This is a genomic window from Clostridium frigidicarnis (assembly GCF_900111985.1).
GTDB lineage: Bacteria > Bacillota > Clostridia > Clostridiales > Clostridiaceae > Clostridium_Z > Clostridium_Z frigidicarnis.
The window spans coordinates 1-20,068 of record NZ_FOKI01000052.1 but is presented as its reverse complement, the minus strand read 5'-3'; the positions used below and the strand labels follow the sequence as shown (position 1 = coordinate 20,068).

The 20,068-nt window shown below is 27.2% G+C and carries 12 protein-coding genes and 2 tRNA genes; 6 read left to right on the top strand and 8 right to left on the bottom strand.

Annotated features, from left to right (window positions below; all coding sequences use genetic code 11):
* Nucleotides 1-327: 327 nt before the first annotated feature.
* On the bottom strand, nt 328-1,554 hold the full coding sequence (gene pepT, locus BM119_RS17730; RefSeq protein WP_090043050.1) for a peptidase T: 1,227 nt from the start codon (nt 1,552-1,554) through the stop codon (nt 328-330).
* Nucleotides 1,555-1,846: 292 nt separating this feature from the next.
* Between pepT and lplA the strand changes: the two genes are divergently transcribed.
* Both lplA and lipA read left to right on the top strand, forming a co-directional pair.
* Nucleotides 1,847-2,827 carry a lipoate--protein ligase gene (gene lplA, locus BM119_RS17725; protein ID WP_090043049.1) on the top strand — a complete coding sequence of 327 codons (981 nt, stop codon included), beginning with the start codon at nt 1,847-1,849 and terminating at the stop codon, nt 2,825-2,827.
* A gap of 62 nt (nt 2,828-2,889) precedes the next feature.
* Complete coding sequence (lipA, locus tag BM119_RS17720) at nt 2,890-3,738, top strand: lipoyl synthase (protein ID WP_090043048.1); 849 nt, start codon at nt 2,890-2,892, stop codon at nt 3,736-3,738.
* A gap of 130 nt (nt 3,739-3,868) precedes the next feature.
* Here the strand turns inward: lipA and BM119_RS17715 are convergent, their stop codons facing one another.
* Together BM119_RS17715 and BM119_RS17710 are read right to left on the bottom strand one after the other, a co-directional pair.
* Nucleotides 3,869-4,660, bottom strand: coding sequence for a DUF1189 family protein (locus BM119_RS17715; protein ID WP_090043047.1), 792 nt, complete (start codon nt 4,658-4,660; stop codon nt 3,869-3,871).
* A gap of 23 nt (nt 4,661-4,683) precedes the next feature.
* A complete protein-coding gene (locus BM119_RS17710; protein WP_090043046.1) occupies nt 4,684-5,652 on the bottom strand; it encodes a 3'-5' exoribonuclease YhaM family protein in 969 nt (322 codons plus the stop codon).
* Nucleotides 5,653-6,085: 433 nt separating this feature from the next.
* Here BM119_RS17710 and BM119_RS17705 point away from each other — a divergent pair, with 433 nt between their 5' ends.
* The 4 genes from BM119_RS17705 (at nt 6,086) to BM119_RS17690 (ending at nt 11,242) form a co-directional block, all read left to right on the top strand.
* Complete coding sequence (locus BM119_RS17705; RefSeq protein ID WP_090043045.1) at nt 6,086-7,360, top strand: CCA tRNA nucleotidyltransferase; 1,275 nt, start codon at nt 6,086-6,088, stop codon at nt 7,358-7,360.
* Between the two features lie 218 nt (nt 7,361-7,578).
* Nucleotides 7,579-9,015: a spore germination protein gene (locus BM119_RS17700; protein WP_177199489.1), complete on the top strand. Its 1,437-nt coding sequence runs from the start codon at nt 7,579-7,581 to the stop codon at nt 9,013-9,015.
* 6 nt (nt 9,016-9,021) lie between these two features.
* On the top strand, nt 9,022-10,137 hold the full coding sequence (locus BM119_RS17695; protein ID WP_090043043.1) for a Ger(x)C family spore germination C-terminal domain-containing protein: 1,116 nt from the start codon (nt 9,022-9,024) through the stop codon (nt 10,135-10,137).
* A gap of 1 nt (nt 10,138) precedes the next feature.
* Nucleotides 10,139-11,242, top strand: a complete 1,104-nt coding sequence (locus BM119_RS17690) for a GerAB/ArcD/ProY family transporter (RefSeq protein ID WP_090043042.1) — start codon at nt 10,139-10,141, stop codon at nt 11,240-11,242.
* A 47-nt stretch (nt 11,243-11,289) separates the two neighbouring features.
* Here the strand turns inward: BM119_RS17690 and addA are convergent, their stop codons facing one another.
* The 5 genes from addA to BM119_RS17665 all read right to left on the bottom strand — a co-directional run bounded on the left by addA (nt 11,290) and on the right by BM119_RS17665 (nt 20,064).
* Nucleotides 11,290-15,045 carry a helicase-exonuclease AddAB subunit AddA gene (gene addA / locus BM119_RS17685; protein WP_090043041.1) on the bottom strand — a complete coding sequence of 1,252 codons (3,756 nt, stop codon included), beginning with the start codon at nt 15,043-15,045 and terminating at the stop codon, nt 11,290-11,292.
* Entirely contained in the window at nt 15,045-18,479 is a 3,435-nt protein-coding gene (gene addB / locus BM119_RS17680) for a helicase-exonuclease AddAB subunit AddB (protein ID WP_090043040.1), read from the bottom strand. The genes addA and addB overlap by 1 nt, the downstream gene beginning before the upstream one ends.
* A gap of 128 nt (nt 18,480-18,607) precedes the next feature.
* A complete protein-coding gene (locus BM119_RS17675) occupies nt 18,608-19,141 on the bottom strand; it encodes a GNAT family N-acetyltransferase (RefSeq protein ID WP_177199488.1) in 534 nt (177 codons plus the stop codon).
* 738 nt (nt 19,142-19,879) lie between these two features.
* Nucleotides 19,880-19,970 (bottom strand) — tRNA-Ser (locus tag BM119_RS17670).
* 3 nt (nt 19,971-19,973) lie between these two features.
* A tRNA-Ser gene (locus BM119_RS17665) sits at nt 19,974-20,064 on the bottom strand.
* Between the last annotated feature and the right edge of the window lie 4 nt (nt 20,065-20,068).

The window sequence follows — 20,068 nt, the reverse complement described above, 5'->3', positions numbered from 1 at the left end:
ACCTCCTAATCATCTTAAAACTATTTTACTTTGTTTGAGTAAACATTGTCCATTCTAATTAGGGGGCCTATAGGAGATTTATCCTTCACTCTCAACTCTCAACCTTCAATTATTAACTAGAAAATCTATATATTTATATTGTCGTAATATATAAACAGCACTTATTCTAAATAAAGAAACTTTATTGAACCATATATATTTTAATAAACACATGAAAATTCAACATATAATTTTAAAAACAAAGCAAAAAGAGCTGTATCAGATTGATTTTATAAATCTGATACAGCCTCTTTTTTTGAATGTTCCTTATATAAATATAAATATAATTTATCTTTCAGCGTATAATTGAACTATTTTTAAAACAACTTCAACTGCTTTCTCCATAGATTCAACTGCTACATACTCATATTTTCCGTGGAAGTTTTCTCCACCAGTAAATAAGTTTGGACATGGTAATCCCATAAAGGATAATCTTGCTCCATCAGTACCACCTCTTATAGGTTTAACTAATGGTTTAACACCTACTGCCTCCATAGCATTGAATGCTAAGTCTACAACATATTTAACAGGCTCAACTTTTTCTTTCATGTTGAAATATTGATCCTTTAATGTTATCTCACAAGTTCCAGCACCAAATTTTTCATTTATTTCATCAGCCCATTGCTTAATTGTTGTTTTTCTCTTTTCAAATGAACCCATATCAAAATCTCTTACTATATAAGAAAGTTGTGTTTTCTCTACTGAACCTTTAATATCTATTAATAAGTAGAATCCTTCATATCCACAAGTTCTTTCTGGAGTTTCTTCCTTTGGTTGTTTAGCTATAAATTCATTAGCTATAAGCATTGTATTTATCATCTTATCTTTTGCAGAACCTGGATGAACATTTCTTCCGTGGAATACAATCTTTGCTGATGCTGCATTAAAGTTCTCATATTCAAGTTCTCCAATAGCACCACCATCTAAAGTATAAGCTACTTCTGCTCCAAATTTTTTAACATCAAAATAATCTGCTCCTGCACCTATTTCTTCATCTGGAGTAAATCCTATTTTTATTTCTCCATGTTTTACTTCTGGATGGTTTATTAAGTACTCCATAGCAGTTATTATTTCAGCTATACCAGCTTTATCATCTGCTCCAAGAAGAGTAGTTCCATCAGTTGTTATTAAAGTTTTTCCAACATAATCTTTAAGTTCTGGAAACTCTTTTGGTGAAAGTATAGTGTTATCCTCTTTGTTTAATACTATGTCTTTTCCATCATAATTTTCTACAAATTGAGGATTTACATTTGTACCAGAATAATCTGGAGCTGTATCCATATGAGCTATGAATCCTATCTTTGTAACCTCTTTATCCATATTTGATGGAAGGGTTGCCATTATATATCCCTTATCATCCATAGATGCATCTTTTAAACCTATAGATTTAAGTTCTTTCACTAATTCTTCTCCTAAAACTAATTGTCCCTTAGTACTTGGAGTTGTTCCTGTTTCATCACTTGATTTAGTGTCAAATTTTACATACTTTAAGAATTTTTCTACTACTTGTGACATGATAATTCCCCCTAAATATTAAAACTTCTCTATAAGGCACATTCAAAAAAATACCAAGTCAGTATGCTAGTCTATTTCGCATCTTTGACTTATTATTTTCTTCCATGTGCCTATAAAATAAATATAACATTTTAAATTATGTTTTACTATAGAATACTCCAAAAATTGAAATAATCCTTCTAATAATTTAATAATTATTTCTTAGTATAGTTTTTAATATGATTTTTAATATATTTCTATTAAATTACTGTGTATGTTATAATTATTACATGTTAATTTGTGGGAGGTTTATATGATATTTGTTAACCATAATAATACAAATCCTTATTTTAATCACTCCGCTGAAGAATATATACTAAAAAATATTAATGAAGACTGTTTTATGCTTTGGAGAAATGAGCCATGTATATTGATAGGCCGTAACCAAAATTCATTATCTGAAGTAAATGTAGATTATGTGAAAGAAAACAACATAAAAGTAGTTAGAAGAATTACCGGTGGTGGTGCTGTTTTTAATGACTTAGGAAATATAAATTTTTCTTTTATATGCAAAAGTTCAGATGATTTATCCGCTAACTTTTTAAAATTCACAGCTCCCTTAATTAAAGCATTAAATAGCTTAGGTGTAGATGCTTCTTTCTCTGGCAGAAATGATATGGTTATCGGTGATAGAAAATTTTCTGGAAATGCTCAATTTTATTATAATGATAAAGTTTTACATCATGGTACACTATTGTTTTCTTCATGTATGACAGATTTATCTAGTGCCCTAAATGTTAATCCTTTAAAAATAAAGGCTAAAGGAATAAAATCTGTTTCTTCTCATGTAACTAATATAAGTGAACATCTTCATAGACCTATGTCTGTTGAAGAATTTAAAAATTACATAATAGACTTTGTAATGAATCTTTACAATGAAGAAAAACTTTATAATTTTACAGAAAACGATTTAAAAGAAATAAATAAGATATGTGAAAACAAATTTTCTACTTGGAAATGGAACTTTGGTAATTCACCTAGATATTCTTACAAAAAAGAAAAACGTTTTGATTATGGAACCATTGAGGTAAATTTTCAAGTAACCAATGGTTGTATAAAAAAAATTAAGTTTTATGGAGATTTCTTTTTCACAAAAAATATTGAAGGTTTTGAACAATATTTTATAGGAATAGAACATGATGAAAATAGCATAAAACATGCATTACTCCATATTAATATAGAAGACTATATTAAAGGTATTTCTATAAACGATATATTATCTTTAATGTTTTAAAAACAATTAATATAAATATATGTTTATTATTTAGAATTATCTAAATTTGAGGAGGGATTATTTTGCTTAAACGAAAGCCTAGCTGGCTAAAAGTTAAAATTGAATTAAGTTCAAATCTAAAACAGGTACAAGCTTTAACTCGAACATTAAATCTTAACACTGTTTGTCAGGAGGCAAATTGCCCTAACAGACTAGAATGTTATAACAAAGGTACAGCTGCATTCATGATTTTAGGTAGTGTATGTACTAGAAATTGCAGATTTTGCAATGTATCTAGCGGTAAACCCGACACTGTTGACTGTAATGAACCTATTCATGTGGCTGAGGCTATAAAAAAACTTGATTTAAAACATGCTGTAATTACTTCTGTAACCAGAGATGATTTGCCTGACGGAGGTGCCCTGCACTTTCATAATGTTATAGATGAAATTCATAAACTTAATCCTAACACTTCAGTTGAAGTTCTTATTCCGGACCTTAAAGGAGATTTAGATTCATTAAAGGTTATCCTAGATGCTAATCCTGAAATTTTAAATCATAATGTAGAAACTATTCCTAGATTGTATAAATATGTAAGACCACAAGCAATTTATAAAAGATCTATGGACTTGTTATCTAACGTAAAAAAAATTAATAGTAACATATTAACAAAGTCTGGGTTTATGCTTGGCCTTGGTGAAACTGAAGAAGATGTAATTCAACTTTTAAAAGAACTTAAAGAAATTAATTGTGATATCGTAACTATTGGTCAATATTTGGCTCCATCTGAAAAACATATTGAAGTTGTTGAATACATTCACCCAGATGTATTTGAAAAATACAGACAAATTGGTATGGATATGGGATTTAAATATATTGCATCCTCACCACTTGTTAGAAGCTCTTATAATGCTGCAAAAGCATTAGCCTAATAAGCAAAAGCCATGAAATTTTTGTTTAAAACATAATTTCATGGCTTTTAAAATTTAATTTAATTTTCTTAATCTAAAAATCTCATAAATAAAAATTTTTAAATATAATTTTTATTTTTTTGAATGTGCCTTAACTCATGGGAACTATATCTTCTTCTATTTTTATTGCCTTTATAGCTAAATTCATATACACAACTTGAATTATAACTAATATTAAAAAAGGTATAGTAATTCCTATTAACGAAAATATTGCTCTTAATGCAAATATAACAGTAGATGCATATACAGCTACTCTATATCTTTCACCAAAGTTTAATTTTATTTGCTTTCCATTACAAATTATAGCTGCAATTAGAGCAAATATTAAGCTAAGTACTAAGTATTCTATAAATATTACTATTGGTGACAATATTAAGAAATTCACCCTTATTGCTGCCGCAATTGAATTTAACCCTTTTAATAATGTATTATCACTTATATTTTTTGTAATATCCAGTGAATCATAATTAACACTAAAAGGTTCATTAAGTTTAGTGGCTGGACTGTCTACTCTACCTACTATTCCTTCTTTTGATAATATTAAACCCATCTGTCCAACGTAATTATCTGCAGTTACATTTTCTCCTGTATCTATACCGAAAAATACTTTTCCATCTGTCTCTATTTTAGAAAATTCTTCTCCATTATTTACAATTAATTTGCTATCTTTTATGTTTAGTTCATTTATATTATCATCTAAAACATTATTAATCATATTTTGATATCTATATGCTGCATTTATAGGCCTTACAGCTATAAATCCTGATAATAAAAGTGCTAAAATTAATAGATACATAATAGTTGATATCATTGATGTTTTTCTTAATTTATTATATGCTTTAAAATTGTATACACTTTGAGGAAATCTCTTTAAAAAATTCATTTATGTTCCTCCTTATTTAAGTTTTATTCTTCTTCTGTATTTATCTTATGATTATAAACTCTCCTATTTTCAAGTGACCAAATTCTCTCTGAAAAAACTCCCTTTGAAGTTTCTTTTAATGCCTTTTTCATATCATACATTCTAGCATCTAATATATCTAAATAATGAAGCATTTCAGCTTCTGCAATCATTGGTTTTACTGGACTTCCATACTCAGGCTCATAATGATGAGACAATACCATATGTTGAAGTAACATTAATGATTCCTTATTAGTTCCTAAGGCTTCTCCTACTTCTTGTATTTTTGCAACTCCCATAGATATATGCCCTAGTAAACTTCCTTCTATAGAATATTCTGTTACAAATCCTAAGTCATTAGAATTCATTTCTCTTATTTTGCTCAAATCATGAAGTATTACTCCTGCATATATTAAATCTGTATTTAAGAAGTCATATATACTACATAATGCATCCCCAGACTTTAACATAGTTGTTGTATGATACAATAATCCACCTCTTACTGAATGGTGATTTTTCTTAGCTGCAGGATGATACATAAGCTTTTCTTTGTTTTCTTCCACCATATATTCAACTAATTCTTTTATGTCATTATTTTTTATCTTATTCATATAACTACATAAAATATCAAACATTTCTTCTGATGAATATGGTGCACTTTCAACAAATTCGTTGATATTAATATTATCTCCTTCATCTAAGTTTATTGCTTTTTCAATTTTTAGTTGCAATGAACCTTGCCATGCTAAGACATTTCCCTTAACTTTTATTATAGTATTATTTTTAAATGCCTTATCCAACCCATCTCTTGTATCCCATAACTTAGCATTTATTTCTCCACTGTTATCACACAATGTAAAATCAAGATATTTTTTATTATTTGAGTTTGTTATTTTACAATCTACATTTTTTATTAAATAAAATCCTTCTATTTTTTTGCCCTCTTGAAAAGAGCTAACCTTAATTGTTTCCATGTAACTCCACCTTTGCCTTTACTACTACATTTATCTATATATTATACACCAATATGGTTATTTTTATAGTTTATATAACAATTTTCATACTAAATCTCAATATAAATAACTAATTAAATACTTTTATAATAAAATTCTAATATATGTTCAATTCTTAATTTTTTAATAACAATGTATTAGTATTATACTTAAAATTGTTTTTTATATTACAACTTAAGCACATTCAAAAAAATAACAAGTCAGTATGCTAGTCTATTTTCTTTCATGTGCCTTATGCATTATGTACTTTCAATTTTTTTCCTTTTATATTATTGTTTCTTACCTATCTAACATATATACTGTTGTTGATGAATTATTTTCTTTAAGAATAAATTTGGTTTAGATTTTAAAATATACTTTAAATAAATATTTTATATTTTAAGGACGTGATTATATGATACAAATACCTCCTAATGTTCAATATATATTGAATACATTTAAGTTAAATGGATATGATGCTTATATAGTTGGTGGATGTGTAAGAGATTCTATTTTAAATAAAACACCTAATGACTGGGACATAACAACTAACTGTAAACCTGAAATAACCCAAACTCTATTTAATAAAACAGTTCCTACTGGAATAAAACATGGAACTATTACTGTAATATTAGAAAATGAAAATTTTGAAGTTACAACATTTAGAACTGAAGGAATTTATATAAATAACAGAACTCCCAGTGAAGTAAATTTTGTATCTGATATTAAAGAGGATCTAGCTAGACGTGATTTTACCATAAATGCAATGGCTTTTAATCCTTCCAATGGACTAATTGATTATTTTAATGGGGTAAATGACTTAAAAAATGGTGTTATAAAAGCTGTTGGAAATAGTGATTTGAGATTTAAAGAAGATGCCCTTAGAATGTTAAGAGCTATCCGATTTTCAACTACTTTAAATTTTACTATAGAAGCTAAAACCTTTATGGCAATTAATAAAAACAACATGCTTATTTCAAATATAAGTATGGAAAGAATTAATGAAGAATTTTGTAAAATATTATTAGATTCAAATTCATCTTACGGAATAGTTACTTTAATTCAAAGTGGATTATTACACTATATATTACCTGAACTTTGCTCATCATATAAAAATAATTATGATAAATTTCAAACTATATTACATTTACTAGATAGATGTCCTAATAAATTAAATATTAAATTAGCATTATTACTTTCTAGCCTATCGGATTCGCAAGAAGAAATTTTTACTACATCAGCTAAAATTCTTCGAAGATTAAAATTCGATAACAATACTTTAAATAATGTGTGTTTACTAATTAAACAAAGTAAAACATTTGTATATGAAAAAATACCATTTAACCTTAAAAAATTTATAAATAAAATAGGTATACAAAATTTAAATGATTTATTTGTGCTACAAATTTTATTGCTAGATAGTGATATTAAAAGGATTAAAGATATAGAACTTACAAAAAACATGGTTGAAGGCATTGTTAACTCAAAAGAACCTCTTTCAATAAAAGATTTAGCTATAAACGGTAATGATCTTCTTTCTATGGGTATACCTAAAGGAACTTCAATAGGTTTAATTTTAAATAAATTACTAGATTATATTCTCGAAAACCCTAATAGAAATACTAATAGTATTTTAATGAATATGTCAAAAGACATATTTACTGACTTGAAAAACAATATTAATGCTTAAAACTACAAATATTATAATTCTTTATATTAGGCACATTCAAAAAAATAACAAGGTCAGTATGTTCTTTCATGTGCCTTATTTCATAATTCTACTTATTTTTAAGAATTAGTGCTTAATTTCTTACTTTAGGCATTAATTCTTATTTTTTTACACATACTTAATTATACACTTGGAATAATATATATTTTTACATGAATAATAGTATTAGGGTGGTGCAAATGAAAACTTTTGATGATTTATTCAAATATATAAGTAGTGAAATTGGTATGAGTTCAAATTTAATTAAAAGAAACTTTATTATCGGGAATAACAATTTAGAATCAATGTTAATTTATATGAAAGGTATAGTAGATACTTCAAATATTGATGAGTATATTATAAAACCTTTAATGTCTACCTTAAAAGATGATTTTACAGTTGACGAAAAGCTTCCTGAATACTTACTAAAGAAATTTATAATCTTTTGTGATGCTGATGTAAGTGGAGATATGCTTTTAGCTATTGAATCTATTAAAATTGGCAAAACAGTATTGTTTTTTCAAGATATACGTTTATTTATAATTTTTAATACAACTAATTTCAAAGAAAGAAACCTCTCAGAACCTGATAATGAAACATCAATTAGAGGAGCTAAGGATGGATTTGTTGAAAACTTTGAAACTAATTTAGATATCTTGAAAAAAATAATTAAGGATAAAAACTTAACAGCACAATTTTTAAAAGTAGGCTCTAAAAGCCAAACAACTGTATCTTTAGTTTACCTTGATGATGTGGTTGATCCTGATGTATTAAATCTTCTCTTAGCTAAAATTAAAAATATAAGCACTGACAGCTTGCTTGATAGTGGTTCTTTAGCTCAACTTATAGAGGATAATCCATATTCACCCTTCCCTCAAGCATTTTATTCTGAAAGACCAGATAGAATAAAATCTCAAATAATGTCAGGTAAAATTGCTGTAATAGTGGATGGATGCCCTAGTGTTTTAACTTTACCTTGTGTATTTTTAGAATTTTTTCAAATTGTAGATGATTATAACAGTAGAACTTTGGTTTCTTCTTTATTTAGATTTTTACGTTTTTTAGCTTTATTTGTAAAGCTTACTCTTTCCCCTATATATTTATCTTTAATATCTCAGGATTCAGAACTTATACCTTTAAAATTTTTGAATCCTATAATTCAATCTAGAATTGATATACCTTTAACACCTTTTTTAGAAATATTAACCATGGAGGTAATAGTAGAGTTCTTAAAGGAAGGTAGTCTTATCATGCCAAATAAAATAGGTCCAACATTAAGTATTGCAGGTGGTTTAATAATAGGCCAAACTGCAATACAATCAAAAATTGTAAGCCCCACTACTTTACTAATTATTGGCATAGGAATAATTGTAACTTCTTTAATTCCAAATTATGAATTAGGAAGAAGTATTCGTTTTTTAAAGTTTCCTATGCTCTTATTGGCTCAAACATTAGGGCTTTTAGGGGTTTCTCTCGGACTAATGTTTTTATTTGTGCATTTATGCTCATTGAAAGTTCTTAATGTACCTTACTTTGATATATTTCTTAGTGATTTTGAAGACTCCTTTATTAGAGCTCCTATTACTAAATTAAAATCTATTTTAAAATCTATACCAACACAAAAAGACAAGGAGTAGAATTCTATGAAAGCTAAAAAAGTTTTTATTGTTCCTTTATTTTTTTTATCTGTATATGTTTTCTTATTATATAAAAATGTTAGTATTCCAATAGAAAGTATTAGCATACCTTCTATATCTGTAATAGATACTAAAAATGTTTCCAATGAACTTTATTATATAATAGATACTCTAACTTATAACTATAAACAAAACTCAACTATAAAAAAAGTTAATCCATCTGTGGATGCTATTACCCCTGGCGAAGCAAGGCATAATTATAATCTTAAATCCAAAGGATATTTATTTCCTGGTCTGCAAAAGGTTTTATTATTTGGTGAAAATATTTGCTATTCTGGAATAGATACATTTATAACTATGGTTTTTTCAACTTCAACCTATAATGATACATCTCAATGTGCTGTTATAACTATTCCAGGTAGGACCTTCTTAGACACAAATTTACCTGGAAATGATGATGTAGCAGAATTTACCGAAGGCCTACTTAAAAATTGTAAATACGATAATTTTTTTAGTGACAATTATAAACTTATGGATGTATATTACTATCTTGCTAATGAAGGATATAACTTATGTCTTCCTCATATACGAATAGAGGACTCCCAACCATCTATAGATGGTATGGTAATCTTTAAAAAAGATAAAATCGCTAAACTATTAGATTTAAATGAAAGTAAAATTATGAATTTATTAAGAGAATCAGATGTTGTTGGAAATATCTATTTAAAAGATTCTAATACAGAAATTTTAGATTGTACTCTGTTGTCTAAACGTAAAGTTTACTGTGATAAAATAGGTGATAAGTATTTTTTTACAATTAAACTTTCAGCAAGAGGAGAAGTTTATTCTAATAGCATATATGATAAGCTGTCAGAAGATCAAGCCTCGATAGATGAAGTAGAAAGAAGAATTGAAGAAAAGCTAATTGCAAAATGTAATGGATTTATACATCAAATGCAAAATAATTACAAGGTAGATTGCTTAAATTTGGGTAAACATATAATTGCTAAAGAAGGCTTTAATAAGGATGATAATATTGACTACAATGAATTAGTATGCAATTCTGAAATAAAAGTAGTTGTAGATTTACTAATTGAAACATTTGGTAGAGGTGATTTTTAAAATGCTCTCAGAAAAAGAGAAAATTAATTGCAATGAGATAGTAATTTTTATAGTTTGCTCTCTTATGGGTGTAGATGTTTTAAATTTAGCTAATTATATTTGCAGCTCAGCTTACCAAGATGCCTGGATGTCTATAATAATTGGTTCAGCTTACCCATTTTTAATGATATTTATAGTTTCAAAAATATTACCCCTATGTGGCCATAAAACTATAGTAGATTTAAATAAAGAATTATTAGGAAACAAAATAGGAATTGTGCTGAATTTAATATTTAGTTCTCAGTTTATTTTCTATACAGTTCAAATGACATCCACATTAGTTTTTATTAATAAAGTTTTTGTTGCTTTATTTGTCAGTCCCATTAAAATTTGCTTGGTTTTATGTATAATTATTTGTTTTACTGCTTCAAAAGGATTTAAAACAATAATGAGATCTTGTATTGTTGTCTTCATCTCCATGATTATATTACTTCTAACCTCAACATTAGCATTAAGAGATGGCACTTTATTAAATTTCCAGCCTGTATTAAGCTCAGGATTTAAGCCTATATTTAATGGGGCCTTAAAAACTTCTTATTATTATACGACTTTAGAATTTTTACTAATGATTCATCCATATGTTAAGGAAAACAAAAAAAAACAGCTTCCTAAGTATGCTTTTATTGGAATTTCAGTGTCAGTTTTAATATATTTATGGATTATTTTTGTTAATATATATAAACTTGGTATAGGCTTAATAGCTAAAACAACTTGGCCTTTCATATTTACTATTCAAAGTATAAATGTACCTATATTTAATAATTTTAGATATATATTTTTATTGCTTTGGAATCCAAGCGCATTAATGACAATAATTATAGATTTATTTATTTTTGTTGAAATAATTAGTAAAACTTTTAATATAAAATCTATCAAAATATACCCTTTATTATTTCCTTTATTTTTTATGCTTTCATATGTTTTTTATCTACTCCCTATAGCATCAATAGTTTTAGAATTCATAACTCCTGCATTTGTTATATTTAATTTTATTAATTTTACACTTGTTTTAATTCTCCTAAAAAGAAAAAATAAAAATCAAAAGTCTCTGCAAAATTATAATTAATATTTTGCAGAGACTTTCTTATAAAAATAATTTAATTTTAATTCTTTTTATATTTTTAATTGTTTTTCTAGATAAAATAAATATAAATATCTTTCCTTAACCTTTTTCCCTGTTATCCTTTCTATGGCTTCTGTATAATAATCTATCTGAACCTTATATCGTTTTTCAATTGCTTTTTCCCAATCTTTATCCTTGATATCAATATAATCTGTTTTATAATCTATAAGTATTATCCCATCATTTTCTTCAATAAAGCAATCTATTACTCCTTGCACCCTTGTTTTTTCTTTTTCATATTGACTTGGCAAATTTTTGTTTAGTATTTTACTAGAAATTTCAATATAAAAAGGGGTTTCTCTATTAACATTCTTAGGATTTTTTTTATATTCTTCTACTATTTTTTTACCTATAGAACATTCAAAAAACTTTTGTATTTTAAAAGGACTTACACTACTTATTTCTTCACTAGTTAAGAATTCTTTTGCCACCATAAATGCTAGTTGACTTTGTATTTCTTTAATAGTATTACATTTAAGTATATCTATATGTTGCATAACACCATGAACTGCCGTTCCTCTTTCTGCTGAGCTTAACCCCTTCTTTTCTTGAAGAAATACTGGTTTTTTTATAATTATATCTAAATTATTATCATTTATACTTTTAGTTCTGTTATATTCATCATCATCAAACATAGTTCTCTTAAGTTCAGAAACTGATATATTAGAAGGTATCTTTGATGATTCCTTAAACTCATATTCCCAATTTAACCTTCTATTAATTTCATTTTTATAAGCTAGCCTCTCCATACTTTCATCTAAAGAAATAAATTTATCTTCTTTTAAGATTTTTTCCACATTGTTATTATTTTTATCCACAAAAACATATGATTTATCATATTTAACTATGTGGAATGTGGATAAGTTTTCGTCAATATTATAGTTATCTTTTGATGTTAATTCTCTTAAAATATTTCCATCATTATGATTAATAAGAGCTAACCCTATCCAATCTAGATATCTATTACTGGATAACACCTCACTACTAGGAATAACTTTATTATTTCCTATAGTTTTGCTCCACTTTTCACAATCTTTTTCTAAATCTTTAGTTGTCCCTGTTATTATTAATTTTTCTCTTGCCCTTGTAAAAGCAACATATAAAACTCTCATTTCCTCTGATAAATTTTCAATCTTTATTTTTTTCTTTATTGCTTCTTTTGCAATTGTAGGAAATTTATAGTTTTCCTCAGAATTAATGTAATCTGGCCCAAAACCAAGTTCTTCATGATAAAGTATTTGTCCTTTTAAATCTAAATCGTTAAATTGTTTTCCACATCCACTTAAAAATACTACAGGAAATTCTAACCCCTTACTCTTATGAATGCTCATTATTCTAACTACATTTTCATTTTCACCTAGTATTTTAGCACTTCCCATATCTCCACTACTCTTTTTAAGTTTGTTTATAAATGTTATAAAATTAAACAAACCTTTAAAACTAGTTTTTTCATATTGTTTTGCCCTTTGGAAAAGCACTCTTAAATTTGCTTGTCTTTGAATCCCATTAGGCATTGCCCCTACATATCCATAATAATGTGTATCCATATATAAATACCAAACAAATTCATCTATAGGCATATGTAATGCCTTACTCCTCCAAGTTTTTATGCTATTTACTACTAGTACTGCTTTATTCTTAGTAGTTTCTTCTAATAAGTACTCTGATTCATATTTACACTTACTCATATCTTCATTTGCTATATACTCTAATATTTCATAAAAATATTTATCTTTATTAAACAATCGTATATCTATAAGCTCTTCTGGTGTAAATGAAAATATAGGTGATCTTAATATACTAATCATTGGTATATCTTGAAGTGGATTATCTGCAATCTGTAAAAGTGATATCATTGTTTTTACTTCTATTGTTTCAAAATATCCCTTTGATGCATCTGCATAAGCTGGTATATCTACACTTGCTAACTCCTCAGTAAATACATCAGCCCAATTTTGAGTTGCTCTAAGAAGTACTACTATATCTTTATATTTAATATCTCTATAATCATTCAAGTTTTTATCAAACACTTTAAACTTTTGTTTTCCATTAAGTAGTTCCTTAATTCTTTTAGCAACTAACCTAGCCTCTATTTGTACCTTATCTAACTCTTCATCTAACTTAATTTCATCTTCACTAGATGATTCATCTTCTTTATCACTAGACATATCAATTATATGAAACTCTGTTGGTCCCCCTATAATTGTATTTTCTTCTTCATTTTTTGGATATACCGCACCCAAATTCAAAGCCTCTTCATCTGTGTACTCTAGCTCCCCTACTGCCTTAGACATTACCTTTTTAAAAATATAATTTACACTATTTATAACTTCTTCTCTACTTCTAAAGTTTTTATATAATAGTATTTTCCTATCTTTACCTTGATCTTTTAAATAAGTATTATATTTTTCTAAAAATAATTCTGGTTTTGCTTGTCTAAACCTATAAATACTTTGTTTTACATCTCCGACCATAAATACATTAGGCTTATCTGTTAATTTTCTAGATACTAGGTTTATAATTGTTTCTTGAACATTATTGCTATCTTGGTATTCATCTACTAGAACTTCATCAAACTTCTCTCTAAGCTGAATAGCAACCTCTGAAGGTATTAATTCTCCTGTACTATATCCTTCATTAAGAATCCTTAGACATAAATGTTCTAAATCATTAAAATCCAAAATTCCTTTTTCTCTTTTTTTATTTTCGAATCTATCCATAAAATTTATGATAAGTTCACTTAAAGTCTTCATTATAGGATACATATATTTTATTGCATCTTTACTTTCTTCCATTGTAAAATTTATAGACTTCTGAAACTTTGCTAATGAATCCTTAACAGATTTTCTTGTATCTGTTATTTCTTTTTTTGTATCTTCATGGACCCCTTTGATTGTAAGCCTTGAAAATCTTACATCTTTTAAAGTTTTAATAAAATCATCTAAAGATTTATTATAATAATCCTTTAACATATATAAATCACTTAGGGTTTCCGCTATATTTTCCTCAGCCTTATTCAAATTCCCTTCTTTACATATTTCCTTTAGGTTTTCCATATCATCTATGAAAGATTTTAATTTTTCCTCTGTACCATTTAATAAAATTTTTACCCACATAGAACTTCCTAAATCAACGTCATTATCCAAGTTTAGCTGCTCTACCTTAGCTCGTAACCATGTTTTAGGACTAGGTCCACTCATAGAAAAATTATATATATTTTCTACTAGTTCTTGAACGTTTCTATCATCACGCTTTCCGCCTAAAGTATCTACTAATCTTATAAAATCTTCACTATTTTCCTCATACATTTCATCAAACATATCCTGTAAAATATCTTGCTTCATTAATATTATTTCTGTTTGATCTGCAATTCTAAAGTTTGGATCTAAATCTATATAGTGAAAATTATTTTTTACAACATCTAAGCAAAATGAATGCATGGTCGTTATGTTTGACCTATTTAAAAGAGTTAATTGTCTTTGTAGCTTCATTGACCCTGGGTTTTCATCCAATTTTTTAGATATAGCATTTCCAACTCTTTCTCTCATTTCAGATGCAGCTGCATTGGTAAATGTAACAACTAGTAGCTTATCTATATCAACGGGGTCTTTTTCATCTATTATCATTCTTATTATTCTTTCAACTAAAACTGCAGTTTTTCCTGATCCTGCTGCTGCTGCAACTAATAAATTACATCCTCTAGTTATAATTGCACTTTCCTGTTCTTCAGTCCATTTTGTCTTCATTAACTTTCACCTCCATCCTCTATAGTTTTAACTTTTTTCTCTATAAGTTCCCATAGCTCTTCTTTTTGTTTTTTGTTTATACTTTTATAACTATTGTCTTTTATTGTTGTATCAAATTGACATACTGCATTAAAATTACAATAATCACAACATGGAGCTCCATCATTTTTAATCGGATGTATTTCTATATTTCCTTTAAGCATATTATCACAAAGCTCTACAACAGTTTTTCTTACATATTCTCTTAGCAAATCAAACTGCTCTTTGGTTGCTACAGATGACAAGCTCTCTGAAACACCATTCTTACCAACATAAGCAGGTATTATAACTGAATACTGATTTATTTCATTATCCATTTGTACCAATATTTCAGTATCATTAAGTAGTAATCCATTCATTTTTAAATTTTTAAGTATTTCATTTTTAAGATCCTCTTCACTTATCTTTCCACTAGTTGAAACTATAGGATCATCTATTCTAAAATAAAGTATCGCTCCTGGTATCGTGTTTTTCTTCATTAAAAGCTGCTCATTTGATAATATTGCGTCTAAATATATTAACAGTTGTATTTGTAATCCATTATAAACTTCATCTAAACTAAATTTCTTATTGCCGGATTTATAATCGACAACTCTTACATATAAATTCCCATCATATTCTAAAACATCAACTCTGTCTATTCTTCCTCTTAAAAGTATTTCCTCTCCATTAGGTAGATTTAATTTTATTGGTTTATGTTTACCTTCTCCAAAAATAACCTCACTATCTAAAACTTCAAATGTACTCCTTTTAAAATGTTCCGAAATAACACTAACAGACTTATTTAATACTTTTTTTATTTTAGATGTCATATAGTTATACTTTGAGGAACTTTTCAGTATAGAGTCCTCTTCTATTAGCTTTTCAACAATTCCATTTATAGATTCCTGACTCCATTTATCATCTATCTCTCTCCATGATAGTTTATCTGTTTTTACTTTTTTTGAAAAACTATCTAAAACTTCATGAACAAATGAACCAAAGTCTGGATTCCCAAATTCATATATTTTTCTATCTCTTGCTTTAAGTCCATACTGTACAAAATAAGCAAATGGACATTGAGCATATTTTTCTATTCTGGACACATCAAATGCATATGGCTTTTTATACAAAGCTCTTATTTTCTCTGTTCTTACTGAACTCACTAGGTTACTATATGTTAATCCTTTAAGAACTCTATTAACCTTTTCGTTCCATTTTTCTCTTTCCTCAAACCATGTATAAACTTCTGCCCATATATCACCTACATTTTCATTCTTATCATAGTATGTTCTCATGACAGATATTAGTTCATTAAATGTAGATTCTGGAGTTACAACACTCTCTAGAGCCTCTTCATCCTTTTCTTTTAATAAAGTACTTTCTTCTATAAGTTTAGGAAATATCTTTTTAAATCTAGATATTAAAACAGATGGGCGTAAAGCTCCCCCTTCTAAGTCAGCTAAAGGATATGTCATTACCATATAATCAGATGCCATGGTTATAGAATTATATATTAAGAAATTCTCCTCAAATGCTTTAGTCTTTGTATCAGATGATAGTGTAACACCTAGATTTTTAAGCATATTTCTATCATCATCGGATAATATTCCTTCTTCTCTAGATGCTCTTGGAAAAATCCCATCATTAACACCTATTATATATACAGCCCTTATATCATGACTTTTTATTCTTGCCAAATCTCCCACTATAACTTGATCTAAAGCAAATGGTATTATACCAATATCCTCACAATTTAATCCGATAGTTAAAAACTCAACAAAACTATCTAATTTAATTTTACTATCTCCCATAAGTTCAACTAATTGGTCAAATACATTAAAAATAATTTGTATTACCTTTTCATATTCATCAGCTTTTTCATTGTCCCCGCTATCCCTAAATTCTCTTATCCATAGTTCTATTTTTTCCATAGCTTTAATCTCAACTAAAAATTCATAAATATAAGTACATAAATCTTTTACTGTAGATTGTGATGATAATTTATCATGCAATATTTTTAATGGTGATATTACTGTTTCTCTTATTTCATTTATAGGGTTAATAACATCTTTTATGTATTCATCCTGATCCTTTTTAGATGTTAGTCCATATCTCCAAAATTCACTCCACTTTTTACCCTTTATTCCATAGGCTAAAACAAAATTCTCTAATTTATCAACATCTTCTTTAGGTATATCTAAAAGACCTGTTTTTAAGTATCTAAAAACACTTTCGTATGACCAATTTTTATTTTTTATATCAAATATAGATAATACAAGAATTATGAATGGGTTATCTGTAATCTTTCTTCTACTATCTAAAAAATAAGGTATATTGTAATCATTAAATAATACAGATACTATCTTCTCATAACTTTCTAATTCTCTACATATTACAGCTATTTCATTAAATCTATATCCCTTATCTCTAACTAAGGATACTATATCTTTAGATACAAACTCTACTTCTTCATAATTGTTTAAAGCCTTAAATATTCTTAAGTTCATAGGTTCTTTTGTATATTTACTATAAGGATATCTAAAAAAGTTTTTCTCAACATGGTCTAATTCATCTATGTTTCTAAATGTATTAGATTCTAAGTTTACATCTTTATCTAATGCTATGTTATTCTCCATAGCTATTCTTATTATTTTATCTTCTGTGGCCTTAACAACTGAAAAAATATCTTCCCCACTATCTTCCTGCGAATAATTTTCTCCATCACAACAAAGAGCTATATTTACTCTCTTAGATTTTTTCATAAGTTTCTTTATTATATTATATTGTTGAGGCGTAAATGTTGAAAATTCATCTATCCATACTTCAGCATTATCAAAAATAGTACATTTATCTAGCTTTTCATATGCCATAGAAAGTTCATCTTCTCCATCTATATAACTTTTATGAAGATTACTTTCAAATAAATTATATATTTTATATAAATCATTTAGTTTATCCCTTAATTCCTTTTCTGTTAGGTTCTCACTTGTTTCTTTAAGTATTTCCGGGGTAATATTATATCTCTTAAACTCTGTTATTATTTCTAAAATTACATCTGTAAAGCCTTGTTTTGTACTAGCTCTTTGAAACACGGTCAGTTCTTTTTTTAAAGATCTTAAAATATCATATATAAGTATTGATTTACCACAATCATTTAATCTTTTATGTGTAGCTCCTCCAACACTATTGAAAACCTTATAACATAATCTTTTAAAACTTAATACTTGAACCTTAAACACACTCTTTTCTCCAATAAACCTTAATACCTTTTTCTCAGCCTCAAAAGAAAATTGTTCTGGAACTATTAATATTAAATTATTTTTTTCATTCCTATCTACTGCATCTTTCATAGCTTTTAAGCACTCATGGCTTTTTCCACTTCCACTTCTTCCCAAAATAAACCTTAAGCTCATTAAAAACTCCACCTCCAAATTTATACTTTAAATATTATTCTCACCACTTAGTTAAAATTAAGAGTTGAGAGTTATAGTGCTTTTAATACCTTTGCACCAAAAACTTATACCAATTTATCACTTGGTTTTCACTTGTTACTAATTAAATTATAGTATTCCTCTTTAAGTATCCCCATGATTATAACATCACTGTAGTTTCCTTGATAAAAATATCGTTCTCTTTTTTTTCCTTCAATTCTAAATCCGCACTTTTCATAACACCTTAAGGCTCCTTTATTTAAATCAACAACTTCTAATTCAATTCTATGGGCAACCTTATTTATAAATAAATATTTCATTAGTGTTTTCACTGAATCTTGACCATATCCCTTATTCCAAAAATCTTTTCCAAGTGTTATTCCTAATATATAAGTTGATGTAAGGTCCATAACATCTTCATATGTAATATATCCAACAACTATATTTTCCTCATTAATTATAGATAAATATTTTTTCTGTCCTAATATAAAAGCTCCAAAGTTCTTAATTATGATTTCTTTAGATGGAACTGTTGAATATAACCCATCATATTTTCTTACCTCTTCATCACACCAAATATCATAAAGCACATTAAGATCATCTTTTTCTATAGCTTTTAATAAAACTCTATTACCTTTTAACACTGTCAAAACTCCTAACATTAATTTTGGGCAATATGCCCTTATAATTAAATTATATTCAATTTACCTATAATTTCAAAATTATGCTTTTGTTAATTATTTATCTTAACTCTTATAATTTAAATAGTATCTATTGTTTCTTTTTATCTAATGGCTAAACTCATTTAACATCCAGGTGATAGAAGCAACATTATCCAATAAATATTCTCTTATTTTAGTTGTTACACATATTATTTGTCACATTAGGATTTTTATTATAGTCATACAAGAATTTTTTAACCTTTGTATACAAAAATTAGTTTTATTTTATATCTTATTTAAAATAATATATAAAAAAACTACGAATCCAATGGAAATCCTAGATTCATAGTTAAGTATTTATGTATTATTTATTATTTTTATTGAAATATCTTATTAAAATAAATTTTGTGATTATTAATAAACTATTTAACTTAGGCACATTCAAAAAAGTGGCTACACCCTTCTTTAAGTGACAAATTTTTAGTTACAAATGATAAATTATTAGTTTTTCAGAACAATGTAAAGAAAAACATCATCAGCTTGTAATTATATTAAGTTCTTCTCAAAATTATCTATCAACTTAAATTCTATAATACCCTATAGAATGAAAAAAGGCTATGCCCTTTTTTAGTGACAAGTTAAAAGTTACAAATTTAGGATTAAAAATTTCTATAATTTTTTACACGATAAAAAAAAGCATCTAACTTAGTTAGATGCTTTTGGCGGAGAACGAGGGATTTGAACCCTCGCACCGGTTACCCGGTCTACGCCCTTAGCAGGGGCGCCTCTTTAGCCACTTGAGTAGTTCTCCACGTGGCGGAGAAAGTGGGATTCGAACCCACGGTACACTCACATGTACGCCGGTTTTCAAGACCGGTGCCTTAAACCAACTCGACCATCTCTCCATGT

Coding starts and splice junctions, on each gene's coding strand:
- BM119_RS17700 (WP_177199489.1), top strand. CDS start 7,579: ATGAAAACTTTTGATGATTTATTCAAATATATAAGTAGTGAAATTGGT.
- pepT (WP_090043050.1), bottom strand. CDS start 1,554: ATGTCACAAGTAGTAGAAAAATTCTTAAAGTATGTAAAATTTGACACT.
- lplA (WP_090043049.1), top strand. CDS start 1,847: ATGATATTTGTTAACCATAATAATACAAATCCTTATTTTAATCACTCC.
- BM119_RS17710 (WP_090043046.1), bottom strand. CDS start 5,652: ATGGAAACAATTAAGGTTAGCTCTTTTCAAGAGGGCAAAAAAATAGAA.
- BM119_RS17705 (WP_090043045.1), top strand. CDS start 6,086: ATGATACAAATACCTCCTAATGTTCAATATATATTGAATACATTTAAG.
- addB (WP_090043040.1), bottom strand. CDS start 18,479: ATGAGCTTAAGGTTTATTTTGGGAAGAAGTGGAAGTGGAAAAAGCCAT.
- addA (WP_090043041.1), bottom strand. CDS start 15,045: ATGAAGACAAAATGGACTGAAGAACAGGAAAGTGCAATTATAACTAGA.
- BM119_RS17695 (WP_090043043.1), top strand. CDS start 9,022: ATGAAAGCTAAAAAAGTTTTTATTGTTCCTTTATTTTTTTTATCTGTA.
- BM119_RS17690 (WP_090043042.1), top strand. CDS start 10,139: ATGCTCTCAGAAAAAGAGAAAATTAATTGCAATGAGATAGTAATTTTT.
- BM119_RS17715 (WP_090043047.1), bottom strand. CDS start 4,660: ATGAATTTTTTAAAGAGATTTCCTCAAAGTGTATACAATTTTAAAGCA.